This window comes from Burkholderia sp. PvR073, from assembly GCF_054055695.1.
Map to the genome: position 1 here is coordinate 1 of NZ_JBSRXO010000005.1, position 20,802 is coordinate 20,802.

Consider the following 20,802-nt stretch of genomic DNA (forward strand, 5'->3'; position numbering starts at 1 on the left):
TTTTTATTTATTAGTTTTTTATTTATTTTTTTATTCTCTTTTTTGGGCTCTTATGGGTGGGGGGCTCGGTGGGGGGGGGGCGGGGGGGGTTGGGGGGGGGGGGGGGGGGGGGGCGGGGGGGGGGGCCCGGCCCCCCCCCCCCCCCCCCCCCCCCCCCCCCCCGCGCCCGCGAGCGAGCGCAACGCACGACGCCGCGTGCCGGCCACCACGGCGCGCGCGGCGCCCGTCTTCATCTTCCGGTTCATCAGGTTCTTCTCCGAAGCCGCGCGCCGTCATGCGCGACACGCGGCGATTGCATGAAACAAGTGGGACACGTGCAATAGCATATTCGGCCCGCATCGCGCGATTCGATTCCATTAAATAATGAATTGACGAATCCATCACGAACGCCGTTTTAGCGAAATCCCATCGAAAATCCCCCGGAATTATCACGAATCCGGCAATACGCCGATCACACTATCTTGAAATTCAGGTCGATTAGCACACAGCGCTCAATAATCTGAATCTCTCAACAGGCCTTTGCGCAGCACGCGCCTGTCTGCTTTAGGTCACATCGGAGAATTCCATTTTTGCCGTTCGGCGGCGGCTCTGTAGTCTCCTGCCATTCCGGTTCAAGCACGCCAATGGCAAGGAGATGAAATGAAACGCACGACCCTCTCGCTGATTTCGCTCGCGTCGTTCGCCGCGATCCCCGCCGCGCACGCGCAGTCGAGCGTGGCGCTGTACGGCGTGATCGACACGTCGATCACGTACGTGAATCACGCGCAGGGCAAGGACAACGCATGGATGCTCGGCAACAGCAGCGCGGGCAACCTCTCCGGCAGCCGCTGGGGCGTGAAAGGCACCGAAGATCTCGGCGGCGGGCTGAAGGCGCTGTTCCAGCTCGAGAACGGCTTCGACCCGAGCAACGGCCGGCAGGGCCAGGGCGGCCGCCTGTTCGGCCGGCAGGCATTCGTCGGGCTGACGAGCGAGCGCTACGGCACCCTCACGTTCGGCCGCCAGTACGATCCGCTCGTTGACCTCGTGCAGGGCATCACCGCCGACAACTATCTCGGCAGCGTGTTCGCGACGCCGGGCGACGTCGACAACTACGACAACAGCTTCCGCGTCGACAACGCGGTGAAGTACACGTCGGCCGTGTATTCGGGCCTGCAGTTCTCCGCGATGTACTCGTTCGGCGGCATCGCCGGCAGCACCGGCGCCGCGCAATCGTATTCGGCAGCCGTGTCGTACAACAACGGGCCGTTCACCGTCGCCGGCGGCTACTTCCACGCGACCAACAGCCCCGCGTCGAACGGCCTGCGCAACGGCTGGACCAGCTCGTCGGACGGCACCTTCGACGGCCCGATCAACAACGGCTATGCGAGCGCGCACTCGATCGGCATCGCCCGCATCGCGGGCCAGTACGTCGCCGGCCCGTTCACGTTCGGCCTCGGCTACAGCAACGCGCAGTACCGTCGCGACGCAAGCTCGGCGTTCGACTCGAACGAGCACTACAACACCGGGCAAGGCTTCGTGAACTATCAGGCGACCGATGCGCTACTCGTCGGCGTCGGCTACAGCTATACGCGCTCGGGCGGCGATACGTCGGCGACCTATCACCAGGTGTCGGCCGGCGCGGACTACAGCCTGTCGAAGCGCACCGACGTGTATTTGAGCGCCGCGTACCAGCATGCGAGCGGCCAGACCGGCGACGGCAACGGCGGATCGATGGCCGCGCAGGCGTCGATCGCGTCGTACGGCTATGCGGGCACGAGCTCGCAGACGCTGGTCAACCTCGGCCTGCGTCACCGCTTCTGATCGACGACGGCCGGCTGTGCGCGGTGTCTCGGTGTCGCGCGGCCGGCCGGTCGGTCGGTGTCGGATCGCGGATTCCGGATGATCGATTCGCCAAGACGGCGGCTACGGCCGCCGTCGCCGTTTCCGGTGCCGCACCGTGTTCCTTTCACATCGCTGCGCGATTCATCACCGTATTCCGCATTCACGGCGCAACTGACGCGCGGCGTCAGTATTGCGCCTGCGATCGGACGTCGGCATACGCGCGAAAATCAGCCGTTTTTACCGATTCCATCCGGTCGCGCGACGATCCCCGCGCAGCGGAAAATGCGCGATAAACGCACCGGCAAATGCAAAGGAAAGTTTGACGCGAGCCATTTGACTGCGCGCTATGGCACACTTCGCGTCTGCGTAATTTCCTTGCACCGGGCGGCCGGATCCCGCCCCATCCTGCCATGCCGCGTCATACTGCCCGTTCGATCAGCCACGCCACGCCGAAGATCGCCGCGACGATCGCGCTGTCGTGCGCGCTGCACGGGGCCGCGTGGGCCGACTGTCTCGACGACGCGGCCACGTTCCAGCACGTGAGCGTGAGCCTGCTGCGCGGCATCGCGCAGGTCGAATCGGGGATGAATCCGAACGCGGTCAACACCAACACGAACGGCACCGTCGACATCGGCCTGATGCAGATCAACAGCACCTGGCTGCCGACGCTCGCGCGCGAAGGCATCACGCGGGAAAGCCTGTTCGATGCGTGCACCAACGCGTACGTCGGCGCGTGGATCCTGTCGCAGAACATCCGCCAGCTCGGCGCCAACTGGACCGCGATCGGCGCGTACAACGCCGCGTCGCCCGACAAGCGCCTCGCGTATGCCCGCAAGGTCTATGATGCAATCCGGACCATGCCGGATTCGCCGGATACTCCCATGCCCATCCTGCCCCCCTCCTTTACACCGCCGCAGCAGGTGCAGACATACAACCCGTTCGCGAGCCTGAGCGTATCCGCGCCGCCGGCCGCGCGGGCCCGCACGCTGTCACCGGCCGCACCGCCGCCGCCGCAAGGCGGTCCCGCCGGCCCGGCCGGCACGTACAACTTCGGCTGGACCGTCACGGGCGCTGACCAGGCCAAGCCGACCCAAGTATTCGACGACGGTGCGCGGATCTACGTGCAGTTCAGCGACATGAAGCATGTGCCGGCGATCTTCACCGAAACGTCGTCGGGCCGCGTGCTGATGTCGTGGGAACTGCAGTTCCCGTATGCCGTTCTGACGCGCCCCGCGCAAACGTTGATCTTCCAGCTCGGGCCGTTCGAGGCGCGCGCGCAGCGCGGCGCGGCGGGGGCAACGACGCAGGCAGGAGCTGGAACCGCGGCGGGAGCGCCACGTTCGGGGGCGACGACGGCTGCCACGACGCCTGCGGGGAAACCGCCCGCGAATGCGTCGGCCAAGCGCACGGCGTCGGCCGACGCGCTGTGGTATCTGAACACGCCGTCGACATCGGGCTCGGCCGCGGCCGCGAATACGGCAAATACCGCGCCGGCGTCCACCTCGTCGCCTTCGTCGAACACGCCGGCCACGTGGCCCACCGCGGTGACGTCGAATACGCCGCCGCCGGCCGCAACACCTCAGGCGCCGGCCGCGCGCGTCAGCACCGACGCGCTCTGGTATATCTCGAAGTAACGCGCACGGGTTCGCACGGCCGTCGCGGCCGACATACGATATGCGGCTCGGCCGGCCCCACCGGCCTCATCGATCACCCGCGCCTTACCCAGATCACCTTGCCGTCGCGAATGCCGAGATCGCGGCGCTCCTCGCGATAGTCCATCGTGCCCGGCAACGATTTGCCGTCGCGCTCGAGCACGCGCCACAGGCAACCGTCGAGCAGCGCGGTCGCCTCGGCTTCGGTCTTGCCGATCAGCGCATCGTCCGGCGCGCCGTCTGCGCTGCACATCGGCGCGGCGTTTCGCGCCGCGCCGCCGGCGGTGGCGTTGGGGTGCTTCGTGTTCATGTCCGCACATCCTGAAAAGGTTGCGCTCGCAACGAGTGCAACGAGCATCGCGATCGTGTTCTTCACCAGCTTCTCCCTGTCGCGGCCCGGCGGTCCCAGTACGGCAGTCGTGCACGGCCGGGCATTGCATGCGTGATCGGTGCCGCGCGTCACCGGCCGCTTCCTGACGGATGCCGGCCCGCATACGGCGGCGTTGCGCGACGCGGTCGAATCGATTCGGCGCGTCGACGTCGCAGGCCCGGCGTGGTGCCGGACCGCCTGCATGTTACCGCACGCGATGCGCGGCAACGGCGCGACGCCGACGCATCGCGGCCGGCATGCGCGCGCTACCCGTTCAGAACTTGTAGGTCGCGCCGGCCATCCCGTAGTAGTTGCTGCGCGACTGGACGATCGGGCTGTCGCCATAGCGCCCGAGCAGCCGCGTCACACCGCCCGTCGCGAGCACCGACCAGTGCCGCGACAGGTTCCAGTTCCATGCAACCGACACCGTCGCGCTGTCGATCCCGCCGCTCGTCGAATACGGCCGGAAGCGGTTCGTCATCGACTGCGCATCGGTCACGCCGTAGAACGTCTGCGTATAGCGGCCGGTGCCGGCATGCACGCTGCCCGTCACGACGATCTCGTGCTGCGCGGTCTTGAACACCGGCACCGCGAGATCGACGTGCCCGGACACGCCGCGCGACGTATGCGTCACCGGCGTGTCGACCGTGACGCTCAGTTCGGCCGCGTCGAGCAGCGTCACACCGGCCCGCACGCCGACGAGCACCGAGCCCGGAATCCGGCCCATCCCCTTCAGGTAGTCCGAACCCGGCAGGTCGAAGCGGTTCTCGTCCGCGCGGCCAGGGTCGTAGCTCACTGCCGCCGACACGAACGCACCGTGCGGCAGATCCAGCCGGTAGCCGGCACCTTCGCGACCGTCGATGAAGAAGCCGTTGCCGAACTTCGCGGACAGCCCCGGTGCGACGACGCCGCGATACTGGTTGCTGCCCGGGTAGCGCGGCGCGAACCCGCCGCCGAGCGAAATCGAATACTGGTTTTCCGCGTGAGCGGCGGCGGCAAGGGTCAGGCCGGCAAGCGGCACGCAATAGCGGGAACGGCGAAGGGTTGAGCGCACAATATTGAGATATGAGTGACGGAGCCCGCAGTCTAGGTGCCGCCGTGCACCGGGGTTGTCCGTAATCTGCGGGGAATCTGTGCTCAATTGTGTTCGATTGTTCGCGATTGTCGTCCTGCTGCCCGGGGCGCCGGAACGCCGGCTAGAATTCGCGTGCCGCGCCGCGCGCCCGCCTGCCGGGAGCCGGGACGACGCGCGCATATCGAGGAGACCATGTACGACAATCCGCTCAAATACCGTGTGCTGCTGATCGAGGACGACGACCGCCTCGCGCAGCTCGTGCGCGAATACCTCGACAACTATGAATTCACGGTGACGGTCGTGCGGCGTGGCGACCTGGCCGTCGCAGCGGTGCGCGAGCACGAACCCGCGCTCGTGATACTCGACCTGATGCTGCCGAATCTCGACGGGATGGAAGTGTGCCGGCGCATTCGCGCATTCACCAACGTGCCGGTGCTGATTCTCACCGCGCGCGCGGACGTCTACGACCAGGTCGCGGGCCTCGAAACCGGCGCCGACGATTACGTGACGAAGCCGATCGAGCCGCGCGTGCTGGTCGCGCGCGCCCGCGCGCTGCTGCGCCGGGCACGGCCGGCCGCGACGGAAACCCGCGCCGCCGCGCCCGACGCGCTGATATTCGGCGAACTGACGATCTCGCCGCCGAACCGCACGGTCACGTGGCGCGGCGAACCGGTCGACCTGAAGACGGCCGAATTCAACCTGCTGCTGATCCTCGCGCGCGCGGCCGGCACCGTGCTGAGCCGCGACGACATCCTGAAGCAGTTGCGCGGGATCGAGTTCGACGGGCTCGACCGCTCGGTCGATTCCGGCATCTCGAAGCTGCGGCGCCGTTTCGAGGATGCGTCGTCGGAGCCGCACAAGATCAAGACGATCTGGGGCCGCGGCTATCTGTTCAGCCCTTCCGCGTGGGACGAATAAATGCTGCGTCCGTTGATCAGGCTGTACCTCATCGTGATCCTGTGCGTCGCCGGATCGATCGCGTTCATCCAGTTCTCGTTCGACCGGATCTTCTACGAACGCGCCGCGCAGGCGCAGCGAGACTCGCTGACGACCTATGCGTTCGTGCTGAACGATTATCTCGAACGCCATCCGGGCGCGCAGCGCACGCTCGCGCTGCGCGAGCTCGCGAAGCACGGCAATGAAGGATTCGACTTCGTGACGAAGGCAGAAGCCCGCGCCCAACTGAGCGGCGCTCCACTGCGCGACCTCGACGCCGGCAAGATCGCAATCGGCTACGACGGCAAGGATTACTACATGCCGCTCGCGGACGGCTCCGTGCTGCATGCGCGCCCGATCCAGCCCTTCGACCTCGACATCAAGATCTACGCCTACTTGCTGCTCGCGCTCGCCGCGCTGTTCGCGGTCGTGCTGTGGATCTCGTATCACTGGCGCGACCTGCGCAGGCTGCAGGCCGCCGCCCATGCGTTCGGCGCGGGCCGCCTGTCGACGCGCGTGAAGCTGTCCGGCCGGTCGAACATCTACGAGCTGTCGCAGCAATTCAACGACATGGCCGAGCGGATCGAGGCGTCGATCAAGCAGCAGCGCGAGATGATGCACGGGATCTCGCACGAGCTGAAGACGCCGCTCGCCCGCCTCGAATTCGGGCTCGCGCTGCTGGCCGAATCCGACGAGAGCGGCCGGATGCGCGAACGCCGCGACGAACTGCGGCGCGACGTGCGCGAACTCGACGAACTGGTGACGGAGCTGCTGACGATCGGGCGCCTCGAACAAGGCGCCAGCGAGCTCGCACCGATGGACGTCGTCGTCGATGCGCTGATCGACAGCGTCGCCGGCAACGTCGCGAACGACCTCGCCGATCGCGGCATCACGCTCGACGTGTCGACGACCGGCGCGCCCGCCACCCACGTGTGCGACCCGAAACTCGTCGCCCGTGCGCTGCTCAACCTGATCCGCAACAGCGCGCGCTATGCAGCGCGCACGGTCCTGCTGTCGGCGACGCACGATGCGTCCGGTGCGCTGGTGCTGAGCGTCGACGACGACGGCCCCGGCATTCCGGCCGCCGAGCGCGCACGCGTGTTCGAACCGTTCCAGCGGCTCGATTCGAGCCGCGACCGGCAGACCGGCGGGTTCGGCCTCGGGCTCGCGATCGTGCGGCGCGTCGCGCTCGTGCACGGCGGCAACGTGCGGCTCGAGGATTCGCCGCTCGGCGGCGCACGCTTCGTGATTTCGCTGCCGGCGCGGACCTTGCCGGACTTCCTGGGCAACGCGCAGGCGAGTCCGGCACGCGGCCGGGCCGAGCTGGCCGGCGCGGCTTCACCGCTTCGCTGAGCGGTGGCGCGGTGCCGCGGTGCCGCGGTGCCGAGGTGCCCAGGTACCGAGGTACCGAGGTGCCGAGGTGCCGAGGTGCCGAGGTGCCCAGGTGCCCAGGTGCCGAGGTGCCGAGGTGCCCAGGTGGCGAGGTGGCGAGGTGGCGAGGTGGCGAGGTGGCGAGGCGACACATGATGCGCCGCCCCGCTCTCGCCCGCCGAGCATCGCCGACCGCTCAGCGCAAGCCGCTCACCGCCGCCGCAACAGCGCGACGAAGAACAGGCTGCCGAACAGCGCGGTCACGATGCCGATCGGCAGATCCTCCGGCGCCGCGAGCGTGCGCGCGGCGACATCGGCCCACACGAGCATGATCGCGCCCGTCAGCGCGGCGACCGGCAGCAGCCGACCGTGCTCGGCGCCGACGACGCGACGGCACAGATGCGGCGTCACGAGACCGACGAAGCCGATCGCGCCGCTCACTGCGACCACCGCACCGGTCGCGAACGATGCGATGACGAACACCTCACGCCGCATCCGCCCACCCGACACGCCGAGCGCGGCTGCCGCGACGTCGCCCGACATCAGCGCATTCAGCTCGCGCCGCCGCGCGTAGAGCGCGCCGCCCGCGAGCACCGCGCACACGGCCGGCACCGGCAGCAGATCCCAGCGCGCGAGCCCGACGCCGCCGAGCATCCAGAACAGCACCGACGACGCGGCGCGCTGGTCGCCCAGATACAGCAGAAGGTTGCCGAACGCGGCCATCATGAACGACACGGACACGCCGGCGAGCAGCAGCCGGTCGGCGTCGAGCCGGCCGCGCCGGTACGCGAGCGCGACCACGCACGCGGTCGCGGCCAGCGCACCCGCGAACGCGGCGGCCGACAGCGTGAACGGACCGAACGCCGCACCTGCCAGCACCGTGACCGCGACGGCGCCGAGCATCGCGCCCGCGCTCACGCCGAGCAGATGCGGATCGGCGAGACGGTTCGCGGTCGCCGCCTGCAACGCGACGCCGACCGCCGCGAGCGTCGCGCCGACGATCGCGGCGAGCAGCGCGCGCGGCATCCGGATCAGCCAGACGATGCTGTCGTCGCCCGTGCCAGTGGCCAACGATGCGGTCGCGCCGAACGCGGACGCGACGTGCGCGGCGACGATCCGCGCGGCGGCCGGCATCGAGATCGGCGCGGGGCCGAACGCGGCGGACACGACGATCGATACCGCCAGCAGCACCATCAGAACGGCCGTCACCCTGCGCGGCCCGAGCCGCGACACGCCACCCCGCGCGCTCATCGCGACGGCGCGGCGAACGCGGCCGGATACAGCGCGCGCGCCAACGCCTCGACGGCCGCGACGTTCTCCGGGCCCGGCGTCGCCGCGTCGTACGGAATCACGACGAAACGCCGGTCGCGAATCGCGGCGACGCGCGCGAGCGCCGGCTGGCTCAGCAGGAACTGCTGCTTCTGCGCGGCCGTCACGGCCGAGTAGTCGACGATCACAATCGCCTGCGGATCGCGCGCGACCACGCTTTCCCAACCGACCTGCGTCCAGCTGCGCGGCAGGTCGTCCATCACGTTGCGCGCACCGGCCGCCGCGAGCAGCGCGCTCGGCATCGCGAGCCCGCCCGCGGTCATCGGCTTGTCGGTGCCGCTGTCGTAGACGAACACACGCAGCGGCGCGGGACGGCCGATCGCGCGCGACACCGCCGCGAGGCGCGCGCGCATGTCGGCGACGACCTGCGCGGCGCGCGCGTCGACACCGAAGATCCGGCCAAGATTGGTCAGGTCGCGGAACACGTCGTCGAACGACGCGGGCGGCCGCTTCATCACGTGCGAGCACGATTCGGTCAGCTCATACGTGCGAATGCCGAACGGCGCGAGCGTCGCCGGCGTCACCGCGCCGCCGACATGCATCCCGTAGTTCCAGCCCGCGAGATAGAAGTCCGCACGCGCGGCCGCCAGCACCTCGAGCGACGGATATTGCGCGGCCAGTTCCGGCACGCCGCGCAGCGCGTCGTGCACGCGCGCGGTACCGGTCTTCCAGCCGCCGATACCGGTGTAGCCGACCAGCCGGTCCTTCAATCCGAGCACGAGCATCATCTCGGTCAGGTTCACGTCGTTGCTCACCGCGCGCGTCGGCGCGCGCTCGAACGTCACGTCGCGATCGCAGCTGCGCACGGTGACGGGATACGCACCGGCATGAGCGGCCGCGCAGCCGAATACGACGGCCGCGACAAGCGAGCGAGAAAGCAGGCGAGAAAGCGAGGAACGCCGCGATCGGCGGCATGAAACAGAAAACGGCATGATGGTCATTCCGGATGAAGCGGCGTGATGCGCGGCCGGCCCGTGACCGGATGACGATCGACGAGCGCGGCGACGCCGAACACGTCGCGCAGCAGTGCATCGGTCAGCACGGCGGACGGCGAGCCGGACGCGACGACGCGCCCGTGCGCGAGCACGTGAAGCCGGTCGCAGTACGCGGCCGCGAGATTGAGATCATGAATCGTCGCGAGCGTGGCGATGCCGAGGCGCCGCACGCGCGCGAGCAGCTCGAGCTGGTGACGGAGATCGAGGTGGTTGGTCGGCTCGTCGAGGAGCAGCAGTTCGGGCTGCTGAACAAGCGCGCGCGCCAGCAACGCGCGCTGCTTTTCCCCACCCGACAGCGACGCGAAACGTTGCGCGCGGCGCTCGATGAGGTCGACGTCTCGCAACGCGGCGTCGACGATCCGGCGATCGTCGGCGCTCTCTCCCTCGAACGCGCGCTGGTGCGGCGTGCGTCCCATACCGACCAGTTCGTCGACCGTCAGCCCGAAGTCGTCGGGCGTCTCCTGCTGGAGTACAGCGACGCGCTGTGCGAGCGCGCGCGGCCGCATTCGCCATACGTCCTGCGCATCGAGCGCGATGCGGCCCGCGTCGGGCCGCGCATAACGGAACACGCAGCGCAGCAGGCTCGTCTTGCCGCTGCCGTTCGGGCCGACGAGCCCGACGAACTCGCCTGCCGCGACGGTGAGCGTCACGGCGTCAAGCACGGCGAGCGCGCCGCCGGGCGACCAGCTCACGCGCTCGATATCGAGCCTGTACATCACGGGCAGCCTTCCGCGGCGAGCGCGCCGGAGCTCGCCATCACGCAACCCGGTAGCGTCGCGCACCCTCGCGCGGCGCGTGCACGCCGCCCCCCGTCGTTGCGTTCCGATGCGCAATCGCGTCGCGCGCGGCGCACGGCCCTGTTCCTGGTCTTCGTCAATTCGTATCGATCTTCGCGTGGCTTGGCCGCAGGCGGCCGTGCCCGGCAAACCGGGCCGGCCCGCGGCAAATACGTCAGATGATACAATATATCAACTTGATCGTCAGGAATTTGTCAGGTCGAGAGCAGGATGGCCCAACCGGAATCGACATGACGAACGAGCCGTCGCCGTTCGCGCGGCGCGCTCACGTGCAGCGATGCACGGACACCTCGGCGCCCAAGGCGGCGGCCCGATCGGGCCGCTGCCGCAGGGTCCAGTGTCAGCGTGATCACGCGTCCGGCAGGATCACGACCTTGCCCTTGACCTGCCGGTTCGCCATGCGCGCGATCGCGTCGGCCGCAGCCGACAGCGGCACGCGTTCGGTGATGGCCGGCCGTACCTTGCCGGCCGCGAACCATTGCGCAAGCTGGCGCATGTTCGCCGCGTGCTGCGCGGGATCGCGCCGCACCGCGTCGCCCCAGAACACGCCGAGAATATCGCGCTCCTTGAGCAGCGCCAGGTTCAGCGCGATCTTCGGAATCTCGCCGGCCGCGAAACCGACCACGAGGAACCGGCCGCGCCACGCGGTCGCGCGCAGCGCCGCCTCGCTGTACGCGCCGCCGACCGGATCGTAGACGACGTCCGCGCCGCGGCCGCCGGTCAGTTCGTCGACGCGGCGCCGCAGGTCCTCGGTCGCATAGTCGATCGTGTCGTCGGCGCCGGCTTCGCGGCACAGCGCGAGCTTGTCCGCGCTCGACGCGGCCGCAATCACGCGCGCGCCCAGCGCCTTCGCGATCTCGATCGCCGCCAGCCCGACGCCGCCCGCCGCACCCAGCACCAGCAGCGTCTCGCCCTGCTGCAGACGCGCGCGCTGCTGCAGCGCATGCAGCGACGTTCCGTAGGCCAGCACCAGCGCCGCGCCCTGCTCGAACGTCATCCCCGGCGGCAGCGCCGCGATCTGGTGCACGTCGGCCACGCACTGCTCGGCGAAGCCGCCGTGACCGGTGAACGCGACCACCTCGTCGCCCGGCCGCCATGCGCTCACGCCGTCGCCGACCGCGTCGATCACGCCGGCGAATTCCGCACCGGGCGAGAACGGCAGCGCCGGCTTCACCTGATACAGTCCCTGGACGATCAGCGCATCGGGGAAATTGAGCGACGCCGCCTTCACGCGAATCCGCACCTGGCCCGCGGCCGGTTCGGGAATCGCGACGTCCTCGATACGCAAGCGGTCGATCGGGCCGAACGCGGTACACATCAGGGCTTTCATGCTTTCCTCTCTCCTTGCGCGACGTCGCCGCGCATCGATACGGCAGCGGGACACGCCCGCGCGAGCGGCGCGCGGCGCAGGCACACCGGCCTGCACGCGGCACCGTCATCCGTTCACCGCGACGCTCAGAACCACGCGTCGCGCATCTCGAGCGTCGTCATATCGACGCTCGCCAGCAGATCGAGCTGTGCATCCACCTTCGGCAGCTCCCAGCGAAAGAAGTAACGCGCAGCGGCACGCTTGCCGTCGTGGAAATCGCCGTCATGCCCGTGCGCGGCAAGCGTCACGTCGAGCCACAGCCACGCGACGACCAGATGGCCGAACGCCTCCAGGTAGACGCTCGCATTCGCGAGCCGGACCTGCGGATCGTCAAGCTCGGCCAGCGCGCGCGTGACCTCAACGAGCCGCGCCCAGCGCTGCGCGAGCGCGTCGGCATGCGAGCGCGCGTCGCCGTCCACGGCCCGTGCGCGCTGGACCGTCGCGCCGATACGCGCATCGAGCGTGCGCAGCAGCGCACCGTCGTCCTGGCCGACCTTGCGGCCCAGCAGGTCGAGCGCCTGGATGCCGTGCGTGCCTTCGTGGATCGGGTTCAGGCGGTTGTCGCGATACAGTCGCTCGACCGGATAGTCGCGCGTATAACCGTAGCCGCCATGCACCTGGATTGCGAGATCGTTGGCCGCGAGGCACCACTGCGACGGCCAGCTTTTCGCGATCGGCGTCAGGATGTCCAGCAGTTGCGCGGCCTCGGCGCGCACCGCCGCATCGCCGTGCGCGCGCGCTTCGTCGACGAGCCGCGCGCAATACAGGATCAGCGCGAGCCCGCCTTCGACGTACGCCTTCTGCGCGAGCAGCATGCGCCGCACGTCCGGATGCGCGACGATCGGCGCCTGCGGCGCGGCCGCGTCCTTGCCGGCTGGTCCAAGCGGACGCCCCTGCGGCCGGTTGCGCGCGTAGTCGAGCGCGTGCAGGTAACCGGTGTAGCCGAGCGCCACCGCGCCCGCGCCGACGCCAATGCGCGCCTCGTTCATCATGTGGAACATGTAGGCGAGGCCGTGATTCGGTTCGCCGACCAGATAGCCGATCGCGCCGGCGCGACCCTGCGGACGATGGCGCGTGCCTTCGCCGAAGTTCAGCAGGCAGTTGGTCGTGCCGCGATAGCCCATCTTGTGATTCAGGCCGGCCAGCACCACGTCGTTGTGCTCGCCGCGCGCGGCGCCGTCGTCGGTCGGCAGGTACTTGGGGACGATGAACAGCGAGATGCCGCGCGTGCCGGGCAGAAGCCGGCCCTGTTCGTCGGGAATCTTCGCGAGCACGAGATGGACGATGTTCTCCGCCAGCTCGTGCTCGCCGCCGGAGATCCACATCTTGTTGCCGGTGATCCGATAGCGTGGGCCGAGCGGCGACGCGCACTCGAAATCCGCGCGCGTGACGATATCGGACAGCGACGAGCCGGCCTGCGGCTCCGACAGGCACATCGTGCCGAAGAAGCGCCCTTCCAGCTCGGGACGCGCGAACGCGTCGATCTGCGCGGGGCTGCCGTGCGCGAGCAGCAAGTTGGCGTTCGCGACCGTGAGGAACGGATACGCGGCGGTCGCGATGTTCGCGGCCTGGAAGAACAGGAACGATGCGGCTTCGACGAGCTTCGGCAACCGCATCCCGCCGAACGCTTCGTCCTGGCCCGCGGCGATCAGGCCGGCAGCCGCGAAGGCGCGCACGGCCGGCTCGACTTCGGGGATCAGCGTCACGCGCTCGCCGTCGAACCGCGGCTCCTCGCGATCGCCGCGCGCCGCATGCGGCGCGAACAGGTCGGCCGCGATCCGCTCGCTGGTATCGAGCACTGCATCGAAGGTCTCGCGGCTGTGCTCCGCATAGCGCGGCAGCGCGCCGAGCGTGTCGGCATCGAGCCAGTCGTACAGCAGGAACGCGAGATCGCGTCGCGACATCAGCAGGCTCATCGTGACGCCCTCCGCGTGGCCTGCGTTTTCCCCATCGTCGACGGCCGCTCGTGCGCGGTCCGGCCGTGCGCAGCCCGGCCGTGCGCGGCCCGGTCGATCCGCGGGTGCTCGATCGATGCATGCTCCATCACGTCTGTCTCCTGTCGACCAGAGTTAGCGCTTTAGCGCTTACTCTGGTCCCATGCTTCGCGGTCGACCAGAGTTGGCGCTTTAGCGCTCACTCTGGTCCCATGCTTCGCGGTCGGGCGGCGCGCCGGCGCGCCCGTGGGCGCCGGTTGCCGGAACCGGATGATTGGGTCGGTGACTGCAAGTGCTGGCGGAGAATTTAGCACGGTCGTTCGCAAACAACAATGCTCGGGCCTCGCGCCGCCGTCCGGCGAGCGCAGGCGTTCGATCGGTGCGCGGCGCCGGGGGGCGCCGCAAACCCGTGCGCGCGCCGCACCGTGCCCATGGCCCGGCGCGCGGCAGCGTATCAACCCGCCTTTTGCTTCGCGAGCTGATCCGCGACGGGCAGGCTGCGAATCCGCGTGCCGGTTGCCGCGAAGATCGCGTTGGTCAGCGCCGGCGCGACCGGCGGCAGGCCCGGCTCGCCCACGCCGCCGAGCGGTGTCGCATAGTCGTCCGGCGCGACCAGATGCACGCGGATTTCACGCGGCGCCTCGTTCATCCGGAGCACCTGGAAGCCGTTGAAATTGCTCTGCTCCGGTTGCCCGTCCTTGAACGTGATCTCGCCGTGCAGCGCGATGCCGAGCCCCATCACCACCGCGCCTTCGAGCTGCGAACGCACGCGCTCCGGGTTGACCTGCGGCCCGCAGTCGATCGCGATGTCGACGCGCGGCACCGAAATCGCGCCGTCCGCGGCCACCTGCACTTCGCACACGACCGCCGTGTACGACACGAAGCTGCGATGCGCGGCGATCCCCAGCCCGTGCCCCTTCGGCAGCTTGCGGCCCCAGCCGGCTTCGCGCGCGACCGTCTCGATCACGCGCCGCAGCCGTCCGGTATCGACCGGATACAACGCCGGATCCTCGCCGTAGTTCACGTTCTTCACCGTGATGTGCGGCTCGAAACGCCGCGCCGGCCCGATCAGGTCGAGCAGGAAATCCTTCGGGTCGCGGCCCGCCGCGTGCGCGAGTTCCGACACGAAGCTCTGGATCCCGAACGCGTGCGGAATGTTGTACACCGAACGGAACCAGCCGATCCGCGTGTGCGCTTGCGCGGCCGGGTTCTCGATCCGTACGTTCGGGACTGCGAATGGAAGATCAGCGATACCTTGCGCGAGCTCGCCCGGCTGCTCGTGCACGACGCCGGCCCTGAAGGTCGACTGGATCGACGGCGCGACCGTGCGATGCTGCCACGCGACCACCTTCCCCGCCGCATCGAGGCCGCCGTCGAACGCTTCCAGCGACACCGCGTGGAAATAGTCGTGCGCGATGTCGTCCTCGCGCGTGAACGTCAGCTTGACGGGCGCCCCCACCGCTTTCGACAGCAGCGCGGCCTCCACCACGTAGTCCGGTTTCGACTTGCGGCCGAAGCCGCCGCCGAGCAGCGTCACGTTGACCGTGACGCGCTCGCTCGGCAGCGCGAGCGCCTTCGCGATTTCGTCGCGCGTGGTCTGCGGCGCCTGCGTGCAGGTCCAGACTTCGCAGCGGCCGTCGGCCACGCGCGCGACGGCCGCGGGCGGCTCCATCGTCGCGTGCGCGAGATGCGGAATGTAGTACCTCGCACGCACCCGCTTCGCGGCGCCCGCGAGCGCCGCGGCCGTATCGCCGTCGTCGCGGATCACGTCGCCCGGTTGCGCAGCCGCCGCTTCGAGCGTCTTGCGGTAGGCCGCCGAATCGTAGCCTGCGTGCGGCCCGTGCTTCCAGTCGATCTTCAGTCGGGCGCGCGCCTGGATGGCCGTCCACGTGTCGCGTGCGATCACGGCCACGCCGCCGAGCGGCTGGAACCCGGACGGCAGCGGCGTCGACGCGAGCTGCACGACCTTGACGACACCCGGCAGCTTTTCCGCGGCGGACGCGTCGAACGACGCGACCGTATCGCCATAGGCCGGCGGACGCGCGACGACCGCGTACAGCATGCCATCGAGCCGCGTGTCGATCCCGTAGTGCGCGCGGCCGCCGACGATGTCGCGGCCATCGATCAGTGCCGTTTCGCCCTTGCCGATATAGCGGAACTCGGCCGGCGCCTTCAACGCCACGCTCTGCGTATCGGGTACAGGCAGCGCGGCCGCCTTCGCAGCCAGTTCACCGAACCCGAGCTTGCGCCCGGTTTTCGTATCGACGACCTCGTGCACCGTCGCCTTCACTTGACGCACGTCGACGCCCCAGGTTGCCGCCGCGGCCTGCTCGAGCATCGTGCGCGCGGCCGCCCCCGCGCGGCGCAGCGCCGCGAAACTCTGGCGCAGGCTGCGCGAACCGTCGGTGTTCTGGTTGCCGTAGCGCGGCTCGTCGCCGACGGCCTGCGCGACCTTCACGCGTGCCCAGTCCGCGCCCAGCTCGTCGGCGACCACGAGCGCGACGCTCGTGCGCACGCCTTGTCCCATCTCCGAGCGAATGCAGGTCACCGTCACCGTGCCGTCGGGCGCGATCGCGACGAACAGGTGCGGATCGTCACGCAAGCCGTGCGGCATGCCCGCGCCGCCGTACTGCGGATTCGGGCTGACCGGCGGCTGCGCGGGCGTGGCCGCGCGCGCAAGCGACGGCACGCCGAACGCGAGCAGCAGTCCGCCGGATGCGAAGCCGAGCAGCAATGCGCGGCGGCTTTCATTGTGGACGGAGAGTTCCGGCGCGTTCATGCGGCACCTCCGCGGCGCACCGCCAGCCGGATCGCCGCGCGAATGCGCGTATAGGTACCGCAGCGGCAGATGTTGCCGGACATCGCGTCGTCGATGTCGGCGTCGCTCGGATGGGGATTCGTCTTCAGCAGCGACGCGGCCTGCATGATCTGCCCGGACTGACAGTAGCCGCATTGCGCGACGTTCAGTTCCTGCCAGGCTTGCTGCAGCGGATGGTTCACGTCCGTCGACAGGCCCTCGATCGTCGTCACCTTCTTGCCCGCGGCGGCCGCAACGGGGGTGATGCACGACCGGATCGCGACGCCGTCGAGATGCACGGTGCATGCGCCGCACAGCGCCATCCCGCAGCCGAACTTGGTGCCCGTGTGGCCAAGGACATCGCGCAGATACCAGAGCAAGGGCATGTCGGGATTGCCATCGAAATGCCGTTCGCCACCGTTGACGGTCAGCGTGATCATCGTTCACCTCCTGGTTGCGACGCCGCGTCGCGCGGGCGTCGTGTGGGGATTTGAACGGCGCTGGGCACATTCCGAACGACCAGGTGGGCCTGACGCCGTTTCGTTTCCGGATTGCGGCGGGTGACGACGCAATCGGGGCGATGCTGCCGCCTGGTTGCCTGTGCAACGGTTCGGCGGGATTCGCGCGACTGCTCGTTCGCGTGGGATCGCCGTGCGTATTATCAGACGAATTGCGGTTTGTCGTCAGAACGGGGCGGTTTGCGGGGGCGACAGGGGAATTCCGCGAAACTGCCGAACGCGAGATGGATGCACGCGTATCGGCACGTCGCGCATGCCTGCGTGGGCCGGGCGTCAGGGATTTCGCGGGACCGGTATCGGCGCCGTCAGGGCGCCATCCCGTGCTGCAATGCGCCGCCGATCCAGCGCTCCTCCGACGCTTGAAGATGGGCGCGCATCGCGGTTTGCGCCGCGATCGGATCGCCCGCTTGCAACGCCTTCAGGATCTGCTCGTGCTCCCGCACCGCGGCGGCCCACGTTTCCGGGCTTTCCGAATGTCCGCGAATCGCGGCGGCAATCGGATCGTGTCGGCTATCGAACAACTCGCCCACGAAGCGGCTCAACACGGAGTTGCCTGCCACCTCCGCAATGAGCATATGAAACTGCCGGTCCGCATCGACGGGCGATTTTCCCGCGACGGCGAGCCGCTTCATGCGCTCGACCGTGCGACGCAATCGGTCCAGCGTAGCCGCCGAGAATCGCGCCGTGGCCAGCACGATCACCGAACCCTCTATGGCACCGCGTGCCTGCATCAGCTCCGATGGGCTCTCTCCCAACGCGGGCACCCCGCCACCGTCGCTCTCGCCAGGATCGCGAACGTAGACCCCGGAGCCCAGACGTATCTCGATCTGCCCGCCGATTTCGAGGGCGATCAACGCTTCGCGCAACGACGGGCGCGAGACCCCGAGCGTCGTCGCGAGCTCTCGCTCGGGCGGCAGTCGCCCACCGGCGGGAATGCCGCCCTGACGGATCAATGCGAGGATTTGCGCGGCCACGGATTGGTAAAGCCGCTTGGGTTCTGTCTGCTTCATGATCCGAAAAATGGTCGACCGAGATGGCCGGAGCTTCGCGTTCACGCGGAGTCTACCATGGCCACGAAACCCCCGACCAGCATGGGATCTACCCGAAATGAGGGTTAACACCATTGGTATGGTCACTTCAATATAATCACAATTGGCTTGACCAGATGAGCGCCACACATTCGAATTCATTGCAACTGGACTGGCCAGTTGCCGCTCGACGACTGCGCCAGTGACCTACGGAGACACGCATGACCCCTGCCGACTTGCGGCAATCGCCCCCCCTTTCGCGCGGCGGGCCGACTGCTCGAACCATCCTGCAGCTGCAGGGCGTGGGCAAGCGTTTCCCCGGCGTCGTGGCGCTCGACGGCATCGATCTGGATCTCCGGGCCGGAGAAGTCCACGCCGTCTGCGGCGAGAACGGCGCGGGCAAGTCGACGCTGATGAAAATCATCAGCGGGCAATACCGCGCGGACGACGGCGTCGTCCTCTACGACGGGGCGCCCGTGCAGTTTTCGTCCGCCACCGACGCACAAGCCGCAGGCATCGCGATCATTCATCAGGAGCTGAACCTGGTGCCCCACTTGTCGGTGGCGGAGAACATCTACCTGGCGCGCGAGCCCAAGCGCGGCCCGTTCGTCGACTACCGCACGCTGAACCACGCCGCGCAGTTGTGTCTGCAACGAATCGGCTTGAACGTGTCGCCGACGACGCTGGTCGGCGCGCTCTCGATTGCGCAGCAGCAGATGGTGGAAATTGCGAAGGCGCTGTCACTCGACGCGCGCGTGCTCATCATGGATGAACCCACCTCGTCGCTGACCGAATCGGAAACGGTCCAGCTGTTTCGCATCATCAAGGAGCTTCGCAGCGAAGGCGTCGCCATCCTTTACATCTCGCATCGACTCGACGAGATGGCCGAAATCGTGGATCGCGTCACGGTGCTGCGCGACGGGCGCCACATTGCCACGAGCGATTTTGCATCGACGTCGGTGAACGAGATCGTCGCCCGCATGGTGGGCCGTCCACTCGACGATGCCTACCCGCCGCGTCGATCCACGCCCACCGATCATGTGCTGCTGAAGGTACGCGACCTGCAACGAACCGGCACGTTCGGCCCCGTGTCGTTCGAACTTCGCAAGGGCGAAATTCTCGGCTTCGCAGGCCTGATGGGTGCGGGACGCACCGAAGTCGCCCGCGCGATCTTCGGCGCGGAGCGGCCCGATGCCGGCTCCATCCTGCTGGGCGATACGCCTGTCGCGATCGGCTCCCCGCGCGAGGCCATTCGCCACGGGATTGCCTACCTGTCCGAAGACCGGAAAAAGGACGGCCTCGCGCTGGCGATGCCGGTCGCCGCAAACATCACGCTGGCCAACGTCGCGGCGATCTCGTCACGCGGCTTCCTGTGTTTCGCCGAGGAAACGGCTATCGCCGAGCGTTACGTGCGCGAACTGGGCATCCGCACACCGACGGTCGCACAGATCGCGCGGAACCTGTCCGGCGGGAACCAGCAAAAGATCGTCATCAGCAAATGGCTATACCGCGGCTCGCGCATCCTCTTTTTCGACGAGCCGACGCGCGGCATCGACGTCGGCGCGAAATACGCGATTTACGGGCTGATGGACCGCCTCGCGGCGGACGGCGTCGGCGTCGTCCTGATCAGTTCGGAACTGCCCGAGTTGCTCGGCATGACCGATCGCATTGCCGTGTTTCACGAAGGACGTATCACCGCGGTGCTTGAAACCGGAAAGACCAATCAGGAGGAGATCTTGCATCATGCATCAGGAAGAAGTCATGCTTGACATCACATCGGGTCGCACGCCCACCGTCGATAAACAGGCACGGCAGCGACGCCGCGACCTGATCCAGAAATTTGCCGCGCTGGGCAGCCTGGTCGTGCTGATCGTCGCGTTTTCGCTGACCAGCGCCGCATTCTTCTCCGTCGGCAACCTGATGACCGTCTCGCTTCAGGTGACGTCGATCGCGTATCTCGGCGTGGCCGCGACGTGCGTCATCATTACCGGCGGCATCGATCTGTCGGTCGGATCGGTCCTGGCGCTGGCCGGCGTCGCCGCCGCGCTGCTCGTCAAGGCCGGCATTCCGGTCCCCGTCGCGATGCTGGGCGGCATGCTGGTCGGCGCTGCATGCGGATGGGTCAACGGGATCTGCGTCACGCACATGGGGCTGCCGCCGTTCATCGCCACCCTCGGCATGATGCTGGTCGCCCGCGGGCTCGCGTTGCAGATTACCGGCGCCCGACCCGTGTCGGGGCTCGGCGACGCGTTCGGCGAACTCGGCAACGGCGCCCTCTTCAAGATCTCGCACATCGGTGCCGACGGCTTTCCCGACACGATCTTTCCTGGCATTCCGTACCCGGTCGTCATCATGGTGGCCCTGTTCGTGGCGGTCTCGGTGCTGCTGTCGCGAACGTCACTGGGCCGCCATATCTACGCGGTCGGATCGAACGCGGAAGCGGCACGTCTGTCCGGCGTGAACGTGCAAGGCGTCAAGCTGTTTACCTACGTCCTGTCCGGATTGCTCGCCGGCGCCACGGGCTGCGTACTGATGTCGCGTCTCGTCACGGCCCAGCCGAACGAAGGCGTGATGTACGAACTCGACGCCATCGCCAGCGCCGTGATTGGCGGCACGTCGCTGATGGGCGGCGTCGGCACGATCTCCGGCACCGCCATCGGCGCATTCGTGATCGGCGTGCTGCGCAACGGCCTGAACATGAACGGCGTGTCGAGCTTCATCCAGCAGATCATCATCGGCGTCGTCATTCTCGGCACCGTGTGGATCGACCAACTCCGCAACCGGAAGTTGTAATCACAAGACGAAGTTCC

16 protein-coding genes are annotated in these 20,802 nt (G+C 68.2%); 6 read left to right on the top strand and 10 right to left on the bottom strand.

The genetic code is table 11. The features are described from left to right. Positions 1 to 639 precede the first annotated feature (639 nt). Both ACVK00_RS16670 and ACVK00_RS16675 read left to right on the top strand, forming a co-directional pair. Complete coding sequence (locus tag ACVK00_RS16670) at positions 640 to 1,800, top strand: porin (protein ID WP_284898076.1); 1,161 nt, start codon at positions 640 to 642, stop codon at positions 1,798 to 1,800. A gap of 431 nt (positions 1,801 to 2,231) precedes the next feature. Then, on the top strand, positions 2,232 to 3,455 hold the full coding sequence (locus ACVK00_RS16675; RefSeq protein WP_284898074.1) for a lytic transglycosylase domain-containing protein: 1,224 nt from the start codon (positions 2,232 to 2,234) through the stop codon (positions 3,453 to 3,455). 73 nt (positions 3,456 to 3,528) lie between these two features. Here ACVK00_RS16675 and ACVK00_RS16680 read toward each other — a convergent pair whose 3' ends face one another. Next, entirely contained in the window at positions 3,529 to 3,849 is a 321-nt protein-coding gene (locus ACVK00_RS16680) for a hypothetical protein (protein ID WP_175695436.1), read from the bottom strand. A 268-nt stretch (positions 3,850 to 4,117) separates the two neighbouring features. Next, positions 4,118 to 4,864 (bottom strand): MipA/OmpV family protein, encoded by a 747-nt coding sequence (locus ACVK00_RS16685; RefSeq protein ID WP_284898071.1) that lies wholly within the window; start codon positions 4,862 to 4,864, stop codon positions 4,118 to 4,120. Between the two features lie 246 nt (positions 4,865 to 5,110). Here ACVK00_RS16685 and ACVK00_RS16690 point away from each other — a divergent pair, with 246 nt between their 5' ends. Next, positions 5,111 to 5,836 carry a response regulator gene (locus ACVK00_RS16690; RefSeq protein ID WP_011656558.1) on the top strand — a complete coding sequence of 242 codons (726 nt, stop codon included), beginning with the start codon at positions 5,111 to 5,113 and terminating at the stop codon, positions 5,834 to 5,836. Further along, positions 5,837 to 7,207 carry an ATP-binding protein gene (locus ACVK00_RS16695; protein WP_284898068.1) on the top strand — a complete coding sequence of 457 codons (1,371 nt, stop codon included), beginning with the start codon at positions 5,837 to 5,839 and terminating at the stop codon, positions 7,205 to 7,207. A gap of 228 nt (positions 7,208 to 7,435) precedes the next feature. On the opposite strand, the gene ACVK00_RS16700 is transcribed toward ACVK00_RS16695, so the two are convergent. From ACVK00_RS16700 to ACVK00_RS16735, 8 genes are all read right to left on the bottom strand, one after another. Continuing rightward, complete coding sequence (locus tag ACVK00_RS16700) at positions 7,436 to 8,476, bottom strand: iron chelate uptake ABC transporter family permease subunit (protein ID WP_435521221.1); 1,041 nt, start codon at positions 8,474 to 8,476, stop codon at positions 7,436 to 7,438. Then, positions 8,473 to 9,495: an ABC transporter substrate-binding protein gene (locus tag ACVK00_RS16705; RefSeq protein WP_435521220.1), complete on the bottom strand. Its 1,023-nt coding sequence runs from the start codon at positions 9,493 to 9,495 to the stop codon at positions 8,473 to 8,475. Before ACVK00_RS16705 ends, ACVK00_RS16700 begins: the two co-directional genes overlap by 4 nt. Further along, complete coding sequence (locus ACVK00_RS16710; RefSeq protein ID WP_284898065.1) at positions 9,492 to 10,265, bottom strand: ABC transporter ATP-binding protein; 774 nt, start codon at positions 10,263 to 10,265, stop codon at positions 9,492 to 9,494. The genes ACVK00_RS16705 and ACVK00_RS16710 overlap by 4 nt, the downstream gene beginning before the upstream one ends. 430 nt (positions 10,266 to 10,695) lie before the next feature. Next, positions 10,696 to 11,676: an NADPH:quinone oxidoreductase family protein gene (locus tag ACVK00_RS16715; protein ID WP_284898063.1), complete on the bottom strand. Its 981-nt coding sequence runs from the start codon at positions 11,674 to 11,676 to the stop codon at positions 10,696 to 10,698. 125 nt (positions 11,677 to 11,801) lie between these two features. Then, positions 11,802 to 13,631, bottom strand: coding sequence for an acyl-CoA dehydrogenase (locus ACVK00_RS16720; protein WP_284898060.1), 1,830 nt, complete (start codon positions 13,629 to 13,631; stop codon positions 11,802 to 11,804). A 472-nt stretch (positions 13,632 to 14,103) separates the two neighbouring features. Further along, positions 14,104 to 16,428: a xanthine dehydrogenase family protein molybdopterin-binding subunit gene (locus tag ACVK00_RS16725; protein ID WP_284898059.1), complete on the bottom strand. Its 2,325-nt coding sequence runs from the start codon at positions 16,426 to 16,428 to the stop codon at positions 14,104 to 14,106. Beyond that, complete coding sequence (locus ACVK00_RS16730; protein ID WP_006754739.1) at positions 16,425 to 16,886, bottom strand: (2Fe-2S)-binding protein; 462 nt, start codon at positions 16,884 to 16,886, stop codon at positions 16,425 to 16,427. The genes ACVK00_RS16725 and ACVK00_RS16730 overlap by 4 nt, the downstream gene beginning before the upstream one ends. 383 nt (positions 16,887 to 17,269) lie before the next feature. Beyond that, a complete protein-coding gene (locus tag ACVK00_RS16735; RefSeq protein ID WP_228907309.1) occupies positions 17,270 to 17,974 on the bottom strand; it encodes a FadR/GntR family transcriptional regulator in 705 nt (234 codons plus the stop codon). A gap of 239 nt (positions 17,975 to 18,213) precedes the next feature. Here ACVK00_RS16735 and ACVK00_RS16740 point away from each other — a divergent pair, with 239 nt between their 5' ends. Together ACVK00_RS16740 and ACVK00_RS16745 are read left to right on the top strand one after the other, a co-directional pair. Further along, positions 18,214 to 19,761, top strand: coding sequence for a sugar ABC transporter ATP-binding protein (locus ACVK00_RS16740; protein ID WP_284898056.1), 1,548 nt, complete (start codon positions 18,214 to 18,216; stop codon positions 19,759 to 19,761). After that, a complete protein-coding gene (locus ACVK00_RS16745) occupies positions 19,754 to 20,785 on the top strand; it encodes an ABC transporter permease (RefSeq protein WP_284898146.1) in 1,032 nt (343 codons plus the stop codon). The genes ACVK00_RS16740 and ACVK00_RS16745 overlap by 8 nt, the downstream gene beginning before the upstream one ends. Positions 20,786 to 20,802: the final 17 nt, after the last annotated feature.